Source organism: Sphingomonas aerolata (genome assembly GCF_023935825.1).
Classification (GTDB): Bacteria; Pseudomonadota; Alphaproteobacteria; order Sphingomonadales; family Sphingomonadaceae; genus Sphingomonas; species Sphingomonas aerolata.
This window is the reverse complement of sequence record NZ_CP098762.1, coordinates 2,775,001-2,791,435: the sequence shown is the minus strand read 5'-3', so window position 1 is coordinate 2,791,435 and position 16,435 is coordinate 2,775,001. Positions and strand designations below refer to the sequence as shown.

16 protein-coding genes and 1 rRNA gene (1 of these 17 cut by a window edge) are annotated in these 16,435 nt (G+C 64.0%); 15 read left to right on the top strand and 2 right to left on the bottom strand.

The genetic code is table 11. From position 1 onward, the window contains the following. Positions 1 to 93: 93 nt before the first annotated feature. Positions 94 to 1,314: an NADP-dependent isocitrate dehydrogenase gene (locus NEF64_RS12590; protein ID WP_031394019.1), complete on the bottom strand. Its 1,221-nt coding sequence runs from the start codon at positions 1,312 to 1,314 to the stop codon at positions 94 to 96. A gap of 196 nt (positions 1,315 to 1,510) precedes the next feature. On the opposite strand from NEF64_RS12590, the gene NEF64_RS12585 reads away from it, so the two are divergent. Both NEF64_RS12585 and pssA read left to right on the top strand, forming a co-directional pair. Continuing rightward, positions 1,511 to 2,239 carry a phosphatidylserine decarboxylase gene (locus NEF64_RS12585; protein ID WP_031440639.1) on the top strand — a complete coding sequence of 243 codons (729 nt, stop codon included), beginning with the start codon at positions 1,511 to 1,513 and terminating at the stop codon, positions 2,237 to 2,239. Between the two features lie 98 nt (positions 2,240 to 2,337). Continuing rightward, positions 2,338 to 3,126, top strand: a complete 789-nt coding sequence (gene pssA / locus NEF64_RS12580; protein WP_056405692.1) for a CDP-diacylglycerol--serine O-phosphatidyltransferase — start codon at positions 2,338 to 2,340, stop codon at positions 3,124 to 3,126. 136 nt (positions 3,127 to 3,262) lie between these two features. Here the strand turns inward: pssA and NEF64_RS12575 are convergent, their stop codons facing one another. After that, positions 3,263 to 3,538: a hypothetical protein gene (locus NEF64_RS12575; RefSeq protein WP_235516292.1), complete on the bottom strand. Its 276-nt coding sequence runs from the start codon at positions 3,536 to 3,538 to the stop codon at positions 3,263 to 3,265. A gap of 292 nt (positions 3,539 to 3,830) precedes the next feature. Here NEF64_RS12575 and rpsB point away from each other — a divergent pair, with 292 nt between their 5' ends. The 13 genes from rpsB to NEF64_RS12510 form a co-directional block, all read left to right on the top strand. Continuing rightward, positions 3,831 to 4,682, top strand: a complete 852-nt coding sequence (gene rpsB / locus NEF64_RS12570) for a 30S ribosomal protein S2 (protein ID WP_056405629.1) — start codon at positions 3,831 to 3,833, stop codon at positions 4,680 to 4,682. A gap of 90 nt (positions 4,683 to 4,772) precedes the next feature. Then, positions 4,773 to 5,705, top strand: a complete 933-nt coding sequence (gene tsf / locus NEF64_RS12565) for a translation elongation factor Ts (protein WP_056405630.1) — start codon at positions 4,773 to 4,775, stop codon at positions 5,703 to 5,705. Positions 5,706 to 6,112: 407 nt separating this feature from the next. Further along, positions 6,113 to 6,841 (top strand): UMP kinase, encoded by a 729-nt coding sequence (gene pyrH, locus NEF64_RS12560; protein ID WP_056405631.1) that lies wholly within the window; start codon positions 6,113 to 6,115, stop codon positions 6,839 to 6,841. Between the two features lies 1 nt (position 6,842). Then, positions 6,843 to 7,400 (top strand): ribosome recycling factor, encoded by a 558-nt coding sequence (gene frr, locus NEF64_RS12555; protein WP_031394213.1) that lies wholly within the window; start codon positions 6,843 to 6,845, stop codon positions 7,398 to 7,400. Then, entirely contained in the window at positions 7,397 to 8,164 is a 768-nt protein-coding gene (locus tag NEF64_RS12550) for an isoprenyl transferase (protein WP_042466469.1), read from the top strand. The genes frr and NEF64_RS12550 overlap by 4 nt, the downstream gene beginning before the upstream one ends. A 65-nt stretch (positions 8,165 to 8,229) precedes the next feature. Beyond that, entirely contained in the window at positions 8,230 to 8,985 is a 756-nt protein-coding gene (locus tag NEF64_RS12545; RefSeq protein ID WP_056405693.1) for a phosphatidate cytidylyltransferase, read from the top strand. After that, positions 8,982 to 10,139: a 1-deoxy-D-xylulose-5-phosphate reductoisomerase gene (locus NEF64_RS12540; RefSeq protein ID WP_056405632.1), complete on the top strand. Its 1,158-nt coding sequence runs from the start codon at positions 8,982 to 8,984 to the stop codon at positions 10,137 to 10,139. The genes NEF64_RS12545 and NEF64_RS12540 overlap by 4 nt, the downstream gene beginning before the upstream one ends. Beyond that, the gene (rseP, locus tag NEF64_RS12535) at positions 10,136 to 11,269 is read left to right on the top strand and encodes an RIP metalloprotease RseP (RefSeq protein WP_031394217.1); all 1,134 of its coding nucleotides are present in this window, start codon (positions 10,136 to 10,138) and stop codon (positions 11,267 to 11,269) included. The genes NEF64_RS12540 and rseP overlap by 4 nt, the downstream gene beginning before the upstream one ends. Before the next feature lie 118 nt (positions 11,270 to 11,387). After that, a complete protein-coding gene (bamA, locus tag NEF64_RS12530) occupies positions 11,388 to 14,108 on the top strand; it encodes an outer membrane protein assembly factor BamA (protein WP_081877562.1) in 2,721 nt (906 codons plus the stop codon). After that, entirely contained in the window at positions 14,108 to 14,773 is a 666-nt protein-coding gene (locus NEF64_RS12525; protein ID WP_031439361.1) for an OmpH/Skp family outer membrane protein, read from the top strand. The genes bamA and NEF64_RS12525 overlap by 1 nt, the downstream gene beginning before the upstream one ends. A gap of 11 nt (positions 14,774 to 14,784) precedes the next feature. Next, positions 14,785 to 15,288, top strand: a complete 504-nt coding sequence (gene fabZ / locus NEF64_RS12520) for a 3-hydroxyacyl-ACP dehydratase FabZ (protein WP_414711891.1) — start codon at positions 14,785 to 14,787, stop codon at positions 15,286 to 15,288. Positions 15,289 to 15,390: 102 nt separating this feature from the next. Beyond that, entirely contained in the window at positions 15,391 to 15,621 is a 231-nt protein-coding gene (gene rpmE, locus NEF64_RS12515; RefSeq protein WP_031393312.1) for a 50S ribosomal protein L31, read from the top strand. 630 nt (positions 15,622 to 16,251) lie between these two features. Next, positions 16,252 to 16,435, top strand: a 16S ribosomal RNA gene (locus tag NEF64_RS12510) (it continues 1,303 nt past the right edge of the window).

The window sequence follows — 16,435 nt, the reverse complement described above, 5'->3', positions numbered from 1 at the left end:
CAGCGCCGTGAGCGCGCGGCGTCACGGAAGGCCGCCATCACGCAACCCGCACCCAAAAAAAAGGCCCCTCCCGTTTCCGGGAGGGGCCGTCCGTCAGGCCCAGTTGGCCATTTCGGCTTCGAGGTTCGAGCGGACCTGCTCGAAGAACTGCTCGGTCGTCATCCAGGGCTGGTCCGGCCCGATCAGGATCGCGAGATCCTTGGTCATGTGGCCGTTCTCGACCGTCTGGACGCAGACGCGCTCGAGCGTCTCGGCGAACTTCGTCACGTCGGGCGTGTCGTCGAACTTGCCGCGATACTTGAGGCCACCGGTCCAGGCGAAGATCGACGCGATCGGGTTGGTCGAGGTCGCCTTGCCCTGCTCGTGCATGCGGAAGTGGCGCGTGACCGTGCCGTGCGCGGCCTCGGCCTCGACGGTCTTGCCGTCCGGGGTCAGCAGGATCGAGGTCATCAGACCCAGCGAGCCGAAGCCCTGTGCGACCTGGTCCGACTGGACGTCGCCGTCATAGTTCTTGCACGCCCACACGAACTCGCCGTTCCACTTCAGCGCCGACGCGACCATGTCGTCGATCAGGCGATGCTCGTAGACGATGCCCGCTTCCTTGAACTTGTCCTTGAATTCGCTCTCGAAAACCTCGGCGAAGAGGTCCTTGAAGCGGCCGTCATAGGCCTTCAGAATCGTGTTCTTGGTCGACAGGTACACCGGCCATTTCAGGTTCAGGCCGTAATGCATCGACGCGCGCGCGAAATCGCGGATCGAGTCGTCGAGATTGTACATCGCCATCGCGACGCCCGCCGACGGGAACTGGAACACTTCGCGGTCGATCGTCGCGCCGTCATCGCCTTCGAACACCAGGCGCAGCTTGCCGGGGCCGGGGACGAGGAAATCGGTCGCGCGATACTGGTCGCCGAACGCATGGCGGCCGACGACGATCGGGTGGGTCCAGCCCGGGATCAGGCGGGGGACGTTCTTGATCACGATCGGCTCGCGGAAGATCGTCCCGCCCAGGATGTTGCGGATCGTGCCGTTCGGCGACTTCCACATCTTCTTCAGGCCGAACTCGGTCACGCGCTGCTCGTCGGGCGTGATCGTCGCGCACTTGACCGCGACGCCGTGCTTCTGCGTGGCGAGCGCGCTGTCGATCGTCACCTGGTCGTCGGTCGCGTCGCGATGCTCGACGCCGAGATCGTAATAATCGAGCTGGATGTCGAGATACGGCTTGATCAGGCGCTCGCGGATCCATTCCCAGATGATCCGGGTCATCTCGTCGCCGTCGATCTCCACGATCGGATTCTTAACCTTGATCTTCGCCATATATCGTCCTTCGGGGGAGGGGGTTGGGGGAGCGTCTAGGGGAGCGCGCCCCGGCGATCAACCGTCGGGCGCGCGCCGATCGACTGCCGAATGTCGCGCGAAGCAACCTCGAGCAACCTTGCGCAACCCACGGTCCTGTCGCGAAAAGGCTGTTCATCGTTGTATCGCGCGTCCGGCACGGATAGACCCGCACGCTATGGCATCGCTCGACAAGCCGCCCGTCACGACCTCCACGGTCAAATGGCGATTTCCCGCAGTCCATCCGGAAGGCTATAAATACGTCGCCATCGCGACCGGCATCACATTGCTGCTGACGATGCTCAGCCATGTGCTGTTCTGGCCGATGGTCGGCGTCGTGATCTGGGTCGCGACCTTTTTTCGCGACCCCGTCCGCACCACGCCGCAGGGCGAGGGGCTGATCGTCGCCCCCGCCGACGGGCTGATCACGATGATCCAGCGCGTCCCCATCCCGCGTGAGCTCGCGGGCGAGAATGGTCTGGGCGACGCGCCGCTGGTGCGCGTGTCGATCTTCATGTCGGTGTTCGACGTGCACATCAACCGCACGCCGATTGCGGGCACGATCCGCCAGGTCGTCTATATCTCGGGCAAGTTCCTCAACGCCGATCTCGACAAGGCGTCCGAGGAAAATGAGCGCCAGCATTTCGTGGTCGAGGATCGCAACGGCATGCGGATCGGCTTCACCCAGATCGCCGGGCTCGTCGCGCGCCGCATCCTGGGCTTCGTCAAGGCGGGTGACATGGTCGCGGTCGGCCAGCGGATCGGGCTCATCCGATTCGGCAGCCGCGTCGACGTCTATCTCCCCGATCATGTCGTGCCCCAGGTCTGTCTCGGCCAGCGCAGCATCGCCGGCGAGACCGTGCTCGGCCGGGTCGGCGGCGTGCCCGTCGGCGGCATTGCCCAGTGATCGATGGTCCTTCGAATGATGGTCCGGTGAACGATCGGGACGGGACGTCTTACGGATCCGCCAGCCGCGCCGACGAGTCGCAGGCGGCGGGCCGCGCGATGCGGGCGCGCCGGCCGCGTCGCGGTCTGCCGCTCCGCGCGGTCGCACCCAATGCGGTCACCGCGCTCGCTTTGTGCTCGGGTCTCAGCGGCGTCCGGTTCGCGATCGGCGGCCAATGGGAAAGCGCGGTCGCGATGATCATGGTCGCGGGCGTGCTCGACGGGCTCGACGGCCGGATCGCGCGCATGCTCCACGGCGAGAGCCGGTTCGGCGCGGAACTCGATTCGCTGTCCGATGCGATCTCCTTCGGGGTCGCCCCTGCACTGATCGTCTATCTCTGGTCGCTCGCCGCGCTGCCGCGGATGGGCTGGATCTGTGCGCTGATCTTCGCCGTGTTCTGCGCGCTCCGGCTCGCGCGCTTCAACGCCAAGATCGACGAAAGCCATCAGCCGCACAAGTCCGCAGGCTTCCTGACCGGTGTTCCCGCGCCTGCCGGCGCAGGCCTCGCGCTCATGCCGATGTTCTTCTGGTTCTGGACCGACGAACCGCTCTTCGCTTCGCCCTATCTCGTCGCACCCTGGATCGCGTTCGTCGCGCTGCTGATGGTGTCGAGCATCGCGACCTGGTCGTGGAGTTCGCTCAAGCTGCGTCGCAACGTCCGGTTCGAGGCGATCGCACTCGTCGTCCTGCTCGGTGCCGCGCTCGTCAGCGCCCCGTGGCACACGCTCAGCCTCATCTGCCTTCTCTATATCGTCTCGATGCCGTTCAGCATCGCCAGCTATGCCAGGGTCCGCCGCCAGCGCGCCGGCGTCCGTAGCGGCGAGACATCCTCCAAGCCGGGTCTCTGATCCGGCCGATCGAGCCCCGGGCCTGCTGGCCCGGGGCGGACGATCCCCAGGCGGACTCCGTGTAATCCACAAGCCGACCACGCCCGCGGGTCAGCAAGGCGCCTGTCGACAGGCCCCCAGGTCACACCGCCAAAGTTCAGGCGGCGGCATTCCAGCGCTGTGACGGCTGCGGCATGCCGGTCGAAGACCAGCGGCGGACCGCGATGCGGCGCTCGGCCCGCGCGAGCGTCTGCAGCGGGGCGAAGGCCGGCTCGACATTGCCCGATGCCAAGCTGACGATGCGCGACCATTGCGGTGCGATCGACGTCAGGATCACCGCGGTCGCGACTGCGAACGACCCCGAGAACACCATGAAGCTCACTATCATCATCCCGCTCATCTTCCCGCTCGCCTTCCCTGCAAATGCGAACATTGTGTTAAGGTTCGCAACACCCGGTCGAAAACATCGTTCCGTTCGTCGCATTTGGATCACCGCCGTTCCGGGGTGATTCTGCGCCGAGTCGAACCTCTGTTCTGTTCTGGCCCCGTTATGTTCTTATTGCGTTCTTTTGTCAAGTCGGCGGTAAGCCGTTGCATTTGGCGCGGTCCCCGGCTAAGGGCCGCGCCTCTAACCCCGCATGGGAGGCATCATAGCCCGGTGCGTTTCGGTCATTCGGCCGGCACGTCATCCGCTTCCCAGAGGCACAACCGGAAGGACATATCCTATGGCGGCACCAGTCGTCTCGATGCAGCAGCTCATTGAAACGGGCGCACATTTTGGTCACCAGACGCATCGCTGGAACCCCAAGATGAAGCCTTACATCTTCGGTGACCGCAACGGCGTCCACATCCTCGACCTCTCGCAGACCGTGCCGCTCTTCGCGCGCGCGCTCGAATTCGTGTCGTCGGCCGTCGCCGGCGGTGGCAAGGTCCTGTTCGTCGGCACCAAGCGCCAGGCGCAGGAACCCGTCGCCGACGCCGCACGTCGCGCAGGCCAGCACTTCGTCAACCATCGCTGGCTGGGCGGCATGCTCACCAACTGGAAGACCATTTCGGGTTCGATCAAGCGTCTGAAGACGCTCGAGGAAATGCTGTCGGGTGACACCGTCGGCCTGACCAAGAAGGAAGTGCTCCAGCTCACCCGCGAGAAGGACAAGCTCGAGCTTTCGCTCGGCGGCATCCGCGACATGGGCGGCATTCCCGACGTGATGTTCGTGATCGACGCGAACAAGGAAGAGCTGGCGATCAAGGAAGCCAACACGCTGGGTATTCCCGTCGTCGCGATCCTCGATTCGAACGTCTCGCCGGACGGAATCGCCTTCCCGGTGCCCGCAAACGACGACGCCGCCCGCGCCATCCGCCTCTACTGCGAAGCCATTGCAATCGCAGCGACTCGTGGTGGCCAGGAGCAGCAGCGCCGGACCGGTGCCGACATCGGCGCAATGGTCGAGCCGCCGAAGGAAGAGGCGATCGCCGAGCCGATCGTCGAGCCGACCGCCGACACGACGCAGGTTGCGGCGAATGCCGAGACCGCCGCAGAGTTCGCGGCCGAGGGTGAGCGCCAGATCGACGCATAAGCGTCGTCGCCGAACCGTCATGCGGGCGGGGTAGGGCATCTGGCCTTACCTCGCCCGCAACTACATTCAGACTAAAGAGGATTTACGGACATGGCTGATATCACGGCAGCAATGGTCAAGGATCTGCGCGAAAAGAGCGGCGCGGGCATGATGGACTGCAAGAAGGCGCTCAGCGAGAACGCCGGCGACATGGAGCAGGCGATGGACTGGCTGCGGACCAAGGGTCTCGCCGCCGCCGCCAAGAAGTCCAGCCGCACCGCGGCCGAGGGTCTCGTCGGCGTCGCCGTCTCGGGCACCAAGGGTGCTGCGGTCGAGGTCAACTCGGAAACCGATTTCGTCGCAAAGAACGATCAGTTCCAGTCGTTTGTCCGTGACGTGACGCAGATCGCGCTCGCCACCGGCGGTGACATCGATTCGCTCAAGACGCAGCCGATGCCATCGGGCAAGACCGTCGAGGAAGTCCTGACGAACAACGTCGCGACGATCGGCGAGAACCAGTCGCTGCGCCGTTCGCGCACGCTCGAAGTCAGCAAGGGTGCGGTCGTTCCGTACATCCACAACGCGGCATCGCCGGGCCTCGGCAAGATCGGCGTGCTCGTCGCGCTCGAGTCGGAGGCTTCGGACGAGGTGCTCCAGACGCTCGGCAAGCAGCTCGCGATGCACATCGCAGCGGCGTTCCCGAAGGCGCTGAACGAAGCGGATCTCGACGAAGCCGAGATCGAGCGTGAGCGCGCAATCGCGACCGAGAAGGCCGCCGAATCGGGCAAGCCTGCTGATATCATTGCCAAGATGGTCGAAGGCGGCATCGCCAAGTACCGCAAGGAGCATGCTCTGGTCAGCCAGCTGTTCGTGATGGACGGCAAGACCAAGATCTCCGACGTCGTCGCCAAGGCCGGCAAGGACGCGGGCGCCGAGATCAAGCTGGTGGACTATGTCCGCTTCCAGCTCGGCGAAGGCATCGAGAAGGAACAGTCCGACTTCGCCGCCGAAGTCGCTGCCGCCTCGGGCGTTCCGCAGGCGTAACAACGCCCTCCCTCTCCCGTCCGGGGAGAGGGAAGGGGCCCACGGCCACTTGGCCGTGGGAAGGGTGAGGGGAGTGGCGAGGTCTCGAACCTCACGCCCCTCATCCGGCCCCGCTGGTCCACCGTCTCCCCGAGGGGAGAAGGATCACGGAGTAACCGCGTACTACTCCGTCATCCCCGCGCAGACGGGGATCCAGACCCTATGCAATCGGTGTTCGCTCGCGATCCACCCCCTATGGGCGTCCGTTCCCGCGGAAATGACGGCATTTCCCCTCGCGCGCCCTCCTGCGGTCGACGATTTTCCGTCTCCTGATCGCTCAGAGTCCACACAGGCACGTCGCAGCGCTTCACATCCCCGGCCTCGCCGCCTAAGGTCCGCGCCGCCCCGCCAATCACAATTCGAGATTTATGACGCCTCCGCGCTTCAAACGCATTTTGCTCAAACTGTCGGGCGAAGTCCTGATGGGACCCGCCGGTCTTTCGATCGATCCCACCGTCACCGCACGTGTCGCCGGCGAGATCGCCGACGTCCGCGCCAAGGGCTATGAGATCTGCATCGTCGTCGGGGGTGGCAACATCTTCCGTGGCCTCGCCGCCGCCGCCAAGGGTTTCGAGCGCGCGACCGCCGATTATATGGGCATGCTCGCGACCGTCATGAACGCGCTCGCGGTGCAGAACGCGCTCGAGCAGATCGGCATCGACACGCGCGTCCAGTCGGCGATCCCGATGGCGAGCGTCTGCGAACCCTTCATCCGGCGTCGCGCCGAACGGCACCTTGAAAAGGGCCGCGTCGTGATCTTCGCCGCCGGTGTCGGCAGCCCCTATTTCACCACCGATTCGGGCGCCGCGCTGCGTGCTGCCGAGATGAAGTGCGACGCGCTGTTCAAGGGCACGTCGGTCGACGGCGTCTACAGCGCCGATCCGAAAAAGGACCCGGACGCAACGCGCTACGAGACGATCTCGTACAGCACGGTGCTGTCCGAGGACCTCAAGGTCATGGACGCGAGCGCGATCGCTCTGTGCCGCGACAACAATATCCCGATCGTCGTCTTCAACATCCGCGAACCCGGCAATCTTGCCGCGGTGCTGGCGGGTGATGGCGTGTCGACGATCGTCCAGAACGAGCAGGAGAGTTAAGATGGCAGCGTATGACAAGAGCGACCTGGAACGCCGCATGGCGGGTGCCGTCGAAGCGCTGAAGCATGATCTGGCGGGGCTTCGCACCGGCCGCGCGTCGACCGCGCTGCTCGATCCGGTGATGGTCACGGTCTACGGCTCGTCGATGCCGCTCAACCAGGTCGCGACCGTGTCGGCGCCTGAGCCGCGGATGCTGTCGGTGCAGGTCTGGGACAAGTCGAATGTCGGCCCGACCGACAAGGCGATCCGCTCCGCTGGGCTGGGTCTCAACCCGATCGTCGACGGCCAGACGCTGCGTCTGCCGATTCCCGATCTGACCGAGGAGCGCCGCAAGGAACTTGCCAAGCTCGCCGGCCAATATGCTGAAAAGGCCCGCATTGCAGTCCGTAACGTCCGCCGCGACGGGATGGACTCGCTGAAGGTCGACGAGAAGAAGGGCGTGTTCGGCGAGGACGAGCGCAAGCGTCACGAAGTCGAGGTGCAGAAGCTCACCGACAGCACGATCGCCGATCTCGACGCGACCGCGGGCGCCAAGGAAAAGGAAATCCTGGGCAAGTGAGGCCGCTTGGCGCTGCTTCGGCCGGAGCCTCCCAGGCTGCGTCGCTCGTCGCCGTTCCTGGGGGCGGCGCGGTGCCGCGCCATGTCGCGATCATCATGGACGGCAATGGGCGGTGGGCGAAGAAGCGCTTCCTCCCCCGCTTTGCCGGCCACAAGGCGGGCGTCGATGCGGTGCGAAACGTCACCCGCGCGGCGCGCGCGATGGGGATCGAGGCGCTCACGCTCTATGCGTTCTCGTCGGAAAACTGGCGCCGTCCTGCGGAAGAGGTCAGCGATCTCATGGGGTTGCTGCGGCATTTCATCCGCAGCGATCTCGACGAGCTGACCCGCGAGAATGTCCGTCTGCGCGTCATCGGCGACTACCACGCCTTTTCGCCCGATCTGGTCGCGATGGTCGACGATGCGATCGCGCGGACCGCGGCCAATACCGGTCCGCTGCTCGCGATCGCACTCAACTACGGCGCCCATGCCGAACTCGTGCTCGCGGCCCGCAGGCTTGCGGAACGCGCGCGCGACGGGGTGCTCGATCCGGCAAGCATCGACGCGGCGATGGTCGAGGGCGAACTCGACACGCGCGATCTTCCCCCGCTGGACCTGATGATCCGCACCTCGGGCGAACAACGCCTGTCGAATTTCCTGTTGTGGCAGGCGGCTTATGCCGAACTGCTGTTCGTCGACACGCTCTGGCCCGATTTCGATGGCGACGCGCTGGCCGAGGCCGTTGCGGCCTTTGGCGTGCGGCAACGCCGCTACGGTGGGCTGTGACGCTTACCGATCCCGAACGGGCCCCCGATCAGGCGCTTCGCACACCATCCAACCTCAAGCTCCGGATGATCGCGAGCGTCGGCATGATCGTCGTCGCGAGCATCGCGCTGACGCTGGGCGGCATCGCCTTCTGGCTGCTCGGCGTGGTGGCCGCGCTGTTCATGATGGCCGAATGGGCGATGCTGCAGGGCGCCGACGCGAAAACCAGGCGCATGACGCAGTTCGCGTTGTCCGTGCCGCTCGCGCTGATGGCGCCGGCCTCGCTGATCCTCGTCGTGCACGACTTCTTCACGCTCGGCCTGCTTGCCGGGGCGGCGTTCTTCGTCGTCATCACCACGCGTAAGCCTCCGCTGGCGCTCGGAATTATCTATTGCGGGCTACCCGTGCTCGCGCTGATGATCATCCGGCGTCAGGAGGACGGCGTGCTGCTGACGCTCTGGGCGCTGTCGCTGGTATGGGCGTGCGATATCGGCGCGTTCTTCACCGGACGCTCACTCGGCGGACCCAAGCTTGCACCCGTGATCAGCCCGAACAAGACCTGGTCGGGCCTGATTGGCGGCGTGGTGCTCGCGGGCATCGTCGCGGCGATCCTTCACGTTGAATATGCGCTGCCGTTCCATCTTGCGGTCGCCACGCCGTTTCTCGCGGCGCTGGCGCAGATGGGGGACCTGTACGAAAGCTGGTTGAAGCGCGTCGCAGGCGTCAAGGACAGCGGCAATACGCTGCCCGGGCATGGCGGCGTGATGGACCGTCTCGATGGGCTCGTCCCGGTCGCCCCCGTCGCGGCGTTACTCATCATGTTGCCGAGCTTATACTCATGAAAAGCGTCACGATTCTCGGTGCGACCGGGTCGGTCGGTACGTCGACGCTCGATCTCGTCGAACGCGAGCCCGATCGTTTTCGCGTCGTTGCACTGACCGCGAATTGCGACGTCGCACGGCTCGCTGCGGCCGCGATCCGGACCCGCGCCGAATTCGCGGTGGTTGCCGACGAGCAGTGCCTGCCAGAGTTGCAGGCGGCGCTGGCGGGAACGGGTGTCCGCGCCGGTGGCGGTGCGGACGCGATCGCCGAGGCCGCCGCATCGGGCGCCGACTGGACGATGGGCGCGATCGTCGGCTGTGCGGGCCTCAAGCCCGTCCTGTCGGCAATCGAGCAGGGCGGCACGGTCGTCATCGCGAACAAGGAGCCGCTGGTCTCCGCGGGCGACGTCATCTTGCGCGCAGCTGCGCGGTCCGGGGCGACCCTGCTCCCGGCAGATTCCGAGCATAACGCAATTTTCCAATGCTTTGATGCCGCGCGGCCCGAAGGCGTGCGGCGGATTATCCTGACGTGCAGCGGCGGGCCCTTCCGCGACTGGACGACCGATCAGATGCGCGGCGTGACGCTCGAACAGGCGGTCAAGCATCCCAACTGGTCGATGGGCGCCAAGATTTCGGTCGATTCGGCGACGATGATGAACAAGGGGCTCGAACTGATCGAGGCCGCCCGGCTGTTCCCGATCGCTCCCGACCGGATCGAGATCGTCATCCATGCGCAGTCGGTGATTCACAGCCTGGTCGACTATGTCGATGGCTCGGTTCTCGCGCAGCTCGGCCCGCCTGACATGCGCACGCCGATCGCACATACCCTGGCCTGGCCCGACCGGATGGCGACACCGATGGCGCCGCTCGATCTCGTCGGCATCGGCCGACTCGATTTTGCGGCGCCCGATCCGGTCCGGTTTCCCGCACTGCGGCTGGCCCGCGAAGCACTGGACGCGGGCGGGGGGCGCCCGGCGATCCTCAACGCGGCGAACGAGGTCGCGGTCGACGCCTTTCTCAACCGCCGGATCGGCTTCCTCGAAATTGCCGCAATCGTGGAGGATACGCTGATACGCTACGATCCGGCCGCACCGGATAGCGTCGATGCCGTTCTGGCCATCGACGCCGAGGCGCGGCGCCTTGCGAGCGAGCGTGTGAAGGATTGCGTGGTTTGATCGAAACGCCCGGTATCCTGCTGACGATCCTGTCCTTTATGCTCGTCATCGGACCGCTCGTGTTCGTTCACGAGATGGGCCATTATCTCGCTGGACGGATATTCGGGATCAAGGCCGATGCCTTTGCGATCGGGTTCGGACGCGAGATCGCGGGCTTTACCGATCGTCGCGGCACACGCTGGAAATTCGGCTGGCTGCCGCTTGGCGGTTATGTGAAATTCGCCGGGGACATGACCCCGGCAAGCCAGCCTTCCGCCGAATGGCTCGCCTTGCCTGCCGACGAACGTCAGCGGACATTCCAGTCGAAACCGGTTTGGCAGCGCGCGATTGTCGTTGCCGCAGGTCCGGTGGTCAATTTCGTCGTCGCAATCGTCATCCTCGCCGGATTCGCGCTCGCTTATGGCGACGTCCGGATGCCGCCGGTGATCGGGGCCACCGTTCCGGGCAGTGCGGCGGCACTCGCCGGTCTGCAACAGGGCGACCGGGTCACCGCGCTGGGCGGGCGTTCGGTCGAAACCTTCGACGACATGGCACGCTATGCCCGCATCCGTGCGGGAGAACGCACCCGCATTGATGTACTGCGTGATGGACGACTGGTATCGCGCGATGTCGTGATCGGTACCGAGCTCCAGCGCGACCGGTTCGGGAATGAATATCGGATCGGCCGGCTCGGGATCGCCGGTGGCAAACCCATCGTCGTTCGCGTCGGCTTGCTCGAAGCACCGGCCGTCTCGGTGAAGCGGACGGGCGAGATCGTCTCGATGATGGTCGAGACGCTAGGCCAGGTGATTTCGGGCCGTCGCTCCGTCAAGGAGCTTGGCGGACCGCTCAGTATCGCCAAGGTCTCGGGCGAGCAGATGTCGCTCGGCCTCGATGCCTATGTCTTTCTGATTGCGCTGGTGTCCATCAATCTGGGGTTCATCAACCTGCTGCCAGTGCCGATGCTTGATGGCGGACATTTGCTATTTTATGCGATAGAGGCAGTCCGGCGAAAGCCCGTCGGTCCCGACGTTCAGGAATGGGCGTATCGCGGCGGTCTTGCGGCGATCCTCGCATTGATGCTTCTCGTGACCTTCAACGATCTCGGCAATTTCGGGTTGTGGAAGAATCTGGCCGGCTTGATCGGCTGACGCGGTTAGGGCAGGGCGGGCGCGCCCTTGCGTATGCAAGTTTCTTGGGGTGGGTTTGGTGACAGCAATCAACGGTTACACTTTGGCGCGTAACGGCGCCCTGCTCCTGGCAGGTACGATGCTGTCCGGCGTGCCGGTCTGGGCACAGGTTGCGCCTACCGGCGCCGCGCCCGCGGCTCAGGCACGATCCGGTCCGCCGCGTGCACAGGCGGCTGCCCCTGCATCTGCTCCTACAACGCCCGTAGCGGCGCCTGTATCCCAGACTCTGATCAAGACTTTGCGTGTCGAAGGCTCGCAGCGCATCGAGCCCGAGACCGTGTTGAGCTACACCAAGCTCCGCGTCGGCATTCCGTACACGGCCGAGACGCTCGATCAGGCGCTCAAGGACCTGCAGGCAAGCGACCTGTTCGCGGATTATTCGATCGCCGGGGTCGAGGACGGCAATATCGTCCTGCGTATCCGCGAGAATCCGATCATTAACCGCGTGATTCTCGAGGGCAACAAGGCGCTCAAGGCGGACAAGATCACGAAAGAGATCAAGCTCGCGCCGCGGCAGATCTTCACGCGCACCGCGGTCCGCCAGGATATTGCCCGGATCATCGAGCTCTATCGCCGGCAGGGCCGCTTCGCCGCGGTGGTCGATCCGAAGATGGTCAATCTCGACCAGAACCGCGTCGATGTCGTGTTCGAGATCAGCGAAGGCCCGAAGTCCAAGGTCCGCCAGATCAACATCCTCGGCAACGAGGTGTTTTCGGACGACAAGATCCGCGGCCAGATGGCGACCAAGCAGGCGCGGCTGTTCCGCCTCCTGTCCTCGGCGACCAGCTACGATCAGGATCGCCTGAGCTATGACCAGCAGAAGCTGCGCCAGTTTTACCTGACCGAGGGCTATGCCGATTTCCGCGTCACGTCCGCGGTCGCCGAGCTGACGCCGGACAAGAAGGACTTCATCATCACCTACGTGGTGGAGGAGGGGAAGCGCTACAAATTCGGCGACGTGACCGTCGACAGCCAGATCCGCGACTTCGACAACAAGAAGCTCGCCTCGACGCTGCCGCTCAAGAAGGGCGAGTGGTATAACGCGAAGCTCGTCGAGGATTCGGTCGACAATCTGAGCCAGACCGCGGGCCTGTTCGGCTATGCGTTCACCGAGGTGAACCCGGAGTTCCAGAAGGACGTCGATACCCTGACCATGGGTATCAACTTCAATATCGCCGAAGCCAAGCGCACCTATGTCGAGCGCGTCGAGATCAATGGCAATTCGCAGACGCAGGACAAGGTCGTGCGTCGCGAGATCCGTCTTGCCGAGGGCGACGCGTTCAACAGCTTCCAGGTGAAGCGCTCGCAGGATCGCATCAACTCGCTCGGTTATTTCCAGGACAAGATGGAGATCAAGCAGACGCCGGGCTCCGCGCCCGATCGCGTGATCCTTGAAACCAATCTGGAAGAGCGCTCGACGGGCGAATTGCAGCTGTCGGCGGGCTATTCGAGTCTCGAGCGGTTCATCATCCAGGCGAACATCACGCAGCGCAATTTCCGCGGCAAGGGCCAGGAACTGCGCGCCGGCGTGAACTATTCCAGCTATTCCAAGTCGATCGAGCTTGGTTTCACCGAGCCCTATCTATTCGACAAGAACATCGCGCTCGGTGGCGACATATTCCGGCGCGATTACAATTCTTTCAACTATGTCGGGAACGACCGCCAGACGACCTATTCACAGGTCTCGACGGGCTTCCAGATCCGTGCCGGCGTGCCGCTGACGGAGTTCTGGTCGCTGTCGGGCCGCTACGGCCTGTCCTATGACGAGGTCGGCCTCGATCAGGCGTCCTATTTCACCAACGGCGTCTGCGACCCGCTCAAGGCCGGGCGCTACCTCTGTGAGGCACTCGGCAATCGCTGGACGTCGTCGATCGGCTATTCGCTGATCTACGATACGCTGAACAGCCGTTTGCGTCCGACCGCCGGGCAACGCTTCTCGTTCAGCCAGGACTTTGCCGGTCTGGGCGGCGACGTGAAGTATATCCGTACGCGCGCCGAAGGATCCAAATTCTGGAACCTCGGCAGCGGCTTTATCGGTTCGATCATCGCGGAAGGCGGCTATATCCACTCGCTCGAGAAGAGCCGTGGCGAGGGCGTCGACCGCGTCCGCATCACCGATCGCTTCTATCTGGGCGAGCCGCAATTCCGTGGTTTCGACATTCGCGGCGTCGGTCCGCGAGTCCTGCGCCAGCAATATGTCACTGCGGCCGATGGTACGCAGACCGTGGTGACCGATCGCAACCAGATCGTCGATGACGCGCTCGGCGGCCGGGCTTATTATCTGGCTCGTGCCGAAATCGAGATTCCGCTGGGCTCTGGCGCGCGCGAACTGGGGCTTCGCCCGACCATCTACGCGCAGATCGGCAGCCTGTTCGGCATCACCAAGCCATTGCCAACCGCGGTCTTCCCAACGTCGGTCGACGCGGCCGGCAATGTCACCGTGTTGCCGATCAACACGCCGCTGTTCGACAGCGCAGGCCGCCAGCTCTATTTCAACACCTACACGCCGACCGGCGCGACCGAAACGGCGCAGCGGGCAACGACGTGTCAGACGGGCTATTCCGATACGCTCGGCGGTGCCTGCGCGGGTGCCGAGGCCAATGTCATCGCGACCAGCGCGATCGCGCCGTTCAAGGAGACGTTCCTTGGCAACTCGCCGCGACCGCGTCTGTCGGTGGGTATCGGCGTGAACTGGAATTCGCCATTCGGCCCGCTGCGTATCGATCTCGCCAAGGCGATCCTGACGCAGCCGGGTGATGACCCCAAGCTTATTACTTTCAACGTAGGGACACAGTTCTGATGACGACGTTCAAGACGCTTCTTCTCGCCGCAGCCGTGCTCGCACCGGCGGCGATCGTCGCACCGGCGCAGGCCCAGGTTTCGGGTATCGCGGTCGCCGACCCGCAGGGCGCGATCGCAGGCTCCAAGGCTTGGACCACCGCGCGTGGCCAGATCGAGACGACCTACAAGGCACAGCTCGACCAGGCCGAGACCCGCCGCCAGGCGATCGCCCGTGAACTGCAGCCGCTCGTGACCGCCTTCCAGACCGCACAGCGCGCGCCGACCCCGAATGCGGCGTCGCTCCAGAGCCAGGCTCAGGCGATCCAGGCACGCGAGACCGCGGCAAACCAGGAACTCGCCCGTCTGACCCAGCCGGCACAGCGCGCCCAGCAATATGTCATCGAACAGATCCAGGCGAAGCTCGGCGATGCGGTCAGCAATGCTGTCCGCGCCAAGAACGTGACCCTGCTGCTTCGTCCGGATGCCGCATTGTTCGCACAGCCGGCTGCCGATATCACGGCGTCGATCACGGCCGAGCTCGACCGTCTCGTCCCGACCGTCGGCATCACGCCGCCCGCCGGCTGGCAGCCGAACCAGCAGGGCCAGCAGGGTGGGGCAGCCGCACCTGCCGCAGCGGCACCCGCCCGCGCGACCCCCGCGCGCACGACGCCGCAGGGCCGCTGAGAACATCGTCGGTGAGCACGGATAACGTGAACGTCGACGTGGCTGACGCTGCGCCCGGTCGATCGAGCGGACCGCTCGATATCGGCCGGGTGATGGCGGCATTGCCCCACCGCTATCCGATGTTGCTGGTTGATCGTGTCGTGGATCTCGTCCCCGACACATCGATCAGCGCGATCAAGGCGGTGTCGATGAACGAGCAGTTTTTTCAGGGGCATTTCCCTGGCAGGCCGATCATGCCCGGCGTGCTGATCGTCGAGGCAATGGCGCAAGCCGCCGGCATCTTGGCGGTCGAATCGCTCGGTCTCGCAGGTTCGGGAAAGCTCGTCTATTTCATGGCGATCGACGGTGCGAAGTTCCGCAAGCCGGTCGAGCCCGGGGTTCTGCTTCAGCTCGACGTGACGTTCGTGCAGAAGCGCGCAAGCGTCTGTAAATTCGCAGGGCGCGCCCTGGTTGACGGTCAGCTGGTGGCGGGAGCGAATTTTACCGCGATGATCGCCGATCCGCCTAAGGCGTAATTGCCAAAACGGGGGGCTCGCTTGCATCACGGCTCTGCTGTGTGTACGGGCCCGCCGTGCTTTAGGCTGGTCGGAACCAGCCGTTTATACCGGAGACATACGATGAAGGCCGATACGCATCCCGACTATCACATGATCACGATCCAGATGACCGATGGTACTAAGTACCAGACCCGGTCGACCTGGGGTAAGGAAGGTGATGTGATGACGCTCGAAATCGACCCGCTCGCTCATCCGGCGTGGACCGGCGGTCGTGGCACGATGCTCGACACCGGTGGCCAGGTCGCCCGCTTCAACAAGCGCTTCGGTGGCGGTCTCACGCTTCGCAAGTAATTCCTGTCCGACCCATGTCGGATTGGCGGAAGATAAAGCCGGCGTACGCAATCAGCGTGCGCCGGCTTTTTCGTTTTTCATTTCGCGTTTGAATAAGGTGAATAAGGCGAAGCGGTCTCTACCACGGTACCGGGTCGCGGAATTGCACGACCCGGCCCATCGGGAGGGGCAGGAACTGGGGTAGGGCGGTCTAGAAGCTCCGCAGCGCGCCAGTTCGCAAAAATTGCCATAAAAGTGAAATTTGCATTTGACGGGGTTGGGGATGGGCCCTAGAGGGGTGTCACCGCAGCGAACGGCCACACGGTCTGGTTGCTGAGGTCGCAAACAACCAGATGCTCCAAGCCTTCCGCGAGGGAGGTTATGCGAGTGTCGGTATTTTTGTCGGCTATTTGACATTGTAGGTTTAGATGAAGGGACATGTGGGCGGCGGCTTGCGGTTTCTGGGGTCCTCAAGGCTCTGGATAATCGTTTAAAGCTAAGTCGTTCTCATATGTCCTTCACGTATCCATACGTAATGGACGGTCTGTGCGGTTTTCGAACTGCGCGGGTCGTCTGAAGAATTTTGTGTAGAGCGGCTCCTTGAGATGAGCTGTCGTGTCGTGGAATTCCACTGCGACGTGATGGTGGCATAAACTTGAGAGTTTGATCATGGCTCAGAATGAACGCTGGCGGCATGCCTAACACATGCAAGTCGAACGAAGCCTTCGGGTTTAGTGGCGCACGGGTGCGTAACGCGTGGGAATCTGCCCCTTGGTTCGGAATAACAGTTGGAAACGACTGCTAATACCGGATGATGACGTAAGTCCAAAGATTT

Bases quoted from the DNA above. Each gene is read 5' to 3' on its own strand.
- NEF64_RS12590 (WP_031394019.1), bottom strand. From the start codon at position 1,314: ATGGCGAAGATCAAGGTTAAGAATCCGATCGTGGAGATCGACGGCGAC.
- NEF64_RS12585 (WP_031440639.1), top strand. From the start codon at position 1,511: ATGGCATCGCTCGACAAGCCGCCCGTCACGACCTCCACGGTCAAATGG.
- pssA (WP_056405692.1), top strand. From the start codon at position 2,338: ATGCGGGCGCGCCGGCCGCGTCGCGGTCTGCCGCTCCGCGCGGTCGCA.
- NEF64_RS12575 (WP_235516292.1), bottom strand. From the start codon at position 3,538: ATGTTCGCATTTGCAGGGAAGGCGAGCGGGAAGATGAGCGGGATGATG.
- rpsB (WP_056405629.1), top strand. From the start codon at position 3,831: ATGGCGGCACCAGTCGTCTCGATGCAGCAGCTCATTGAAACGGGCGCA.
- tsf (WP_056405630.1), top strand. From the start codon at position 4,773: ATGGCTGATATCACGGCAGCAATGGTCAAGGATCTGCGCGAAAAGAGC.
- pyrH (WP_056405631.1), top strand. From the start codon at position 6,113: ATGACGCCTCCGCGCTTCAAACGCATTTTGCTCAAACTGTCGGGCGAA.
- frr (WP_031394213.1), top strand. From the start codon at position 6,843: ATGGCAGCGTATGACAAGAGCGACCTGGAACGCCGCATGGCGGGTGCC.
- NEF64_RS12545 (WP_056405693.1), top strand. From the start codon at position 8,230: ATGATCGCGAGCGTCGGCATGATCGTCGTCGCGAGCATCGCGCTGACG.
- NEF64_RS12540 (WP_056405632.1), top strand. From the start codon at position 8,982: ATGAAAAGCGTCACGATTCTCGGTGCGACCGGGTCGGTCGGTACGTCG.
- bamA (WP_081877562.1), top strand. From the start codon at position 11,388: ATGCTGTCCGGCGTGCCGGTCTGGGCACAGGTTGCGCCTACCGGCGCC.
- NEF64_RS12525 (WP_031439361.1), top strand. From the start codon at position 14,108: ATGACGACGTTCAAGACGCTTCTTCTCGCCGCAGCCGTGCTCGCACCG.
- rpmE (WP_031393312.1), top strand. From the start codon at position 15,391: ATGAAGGCCGATACGCATCCCGACTATCACATGATCACGATCCAGATG.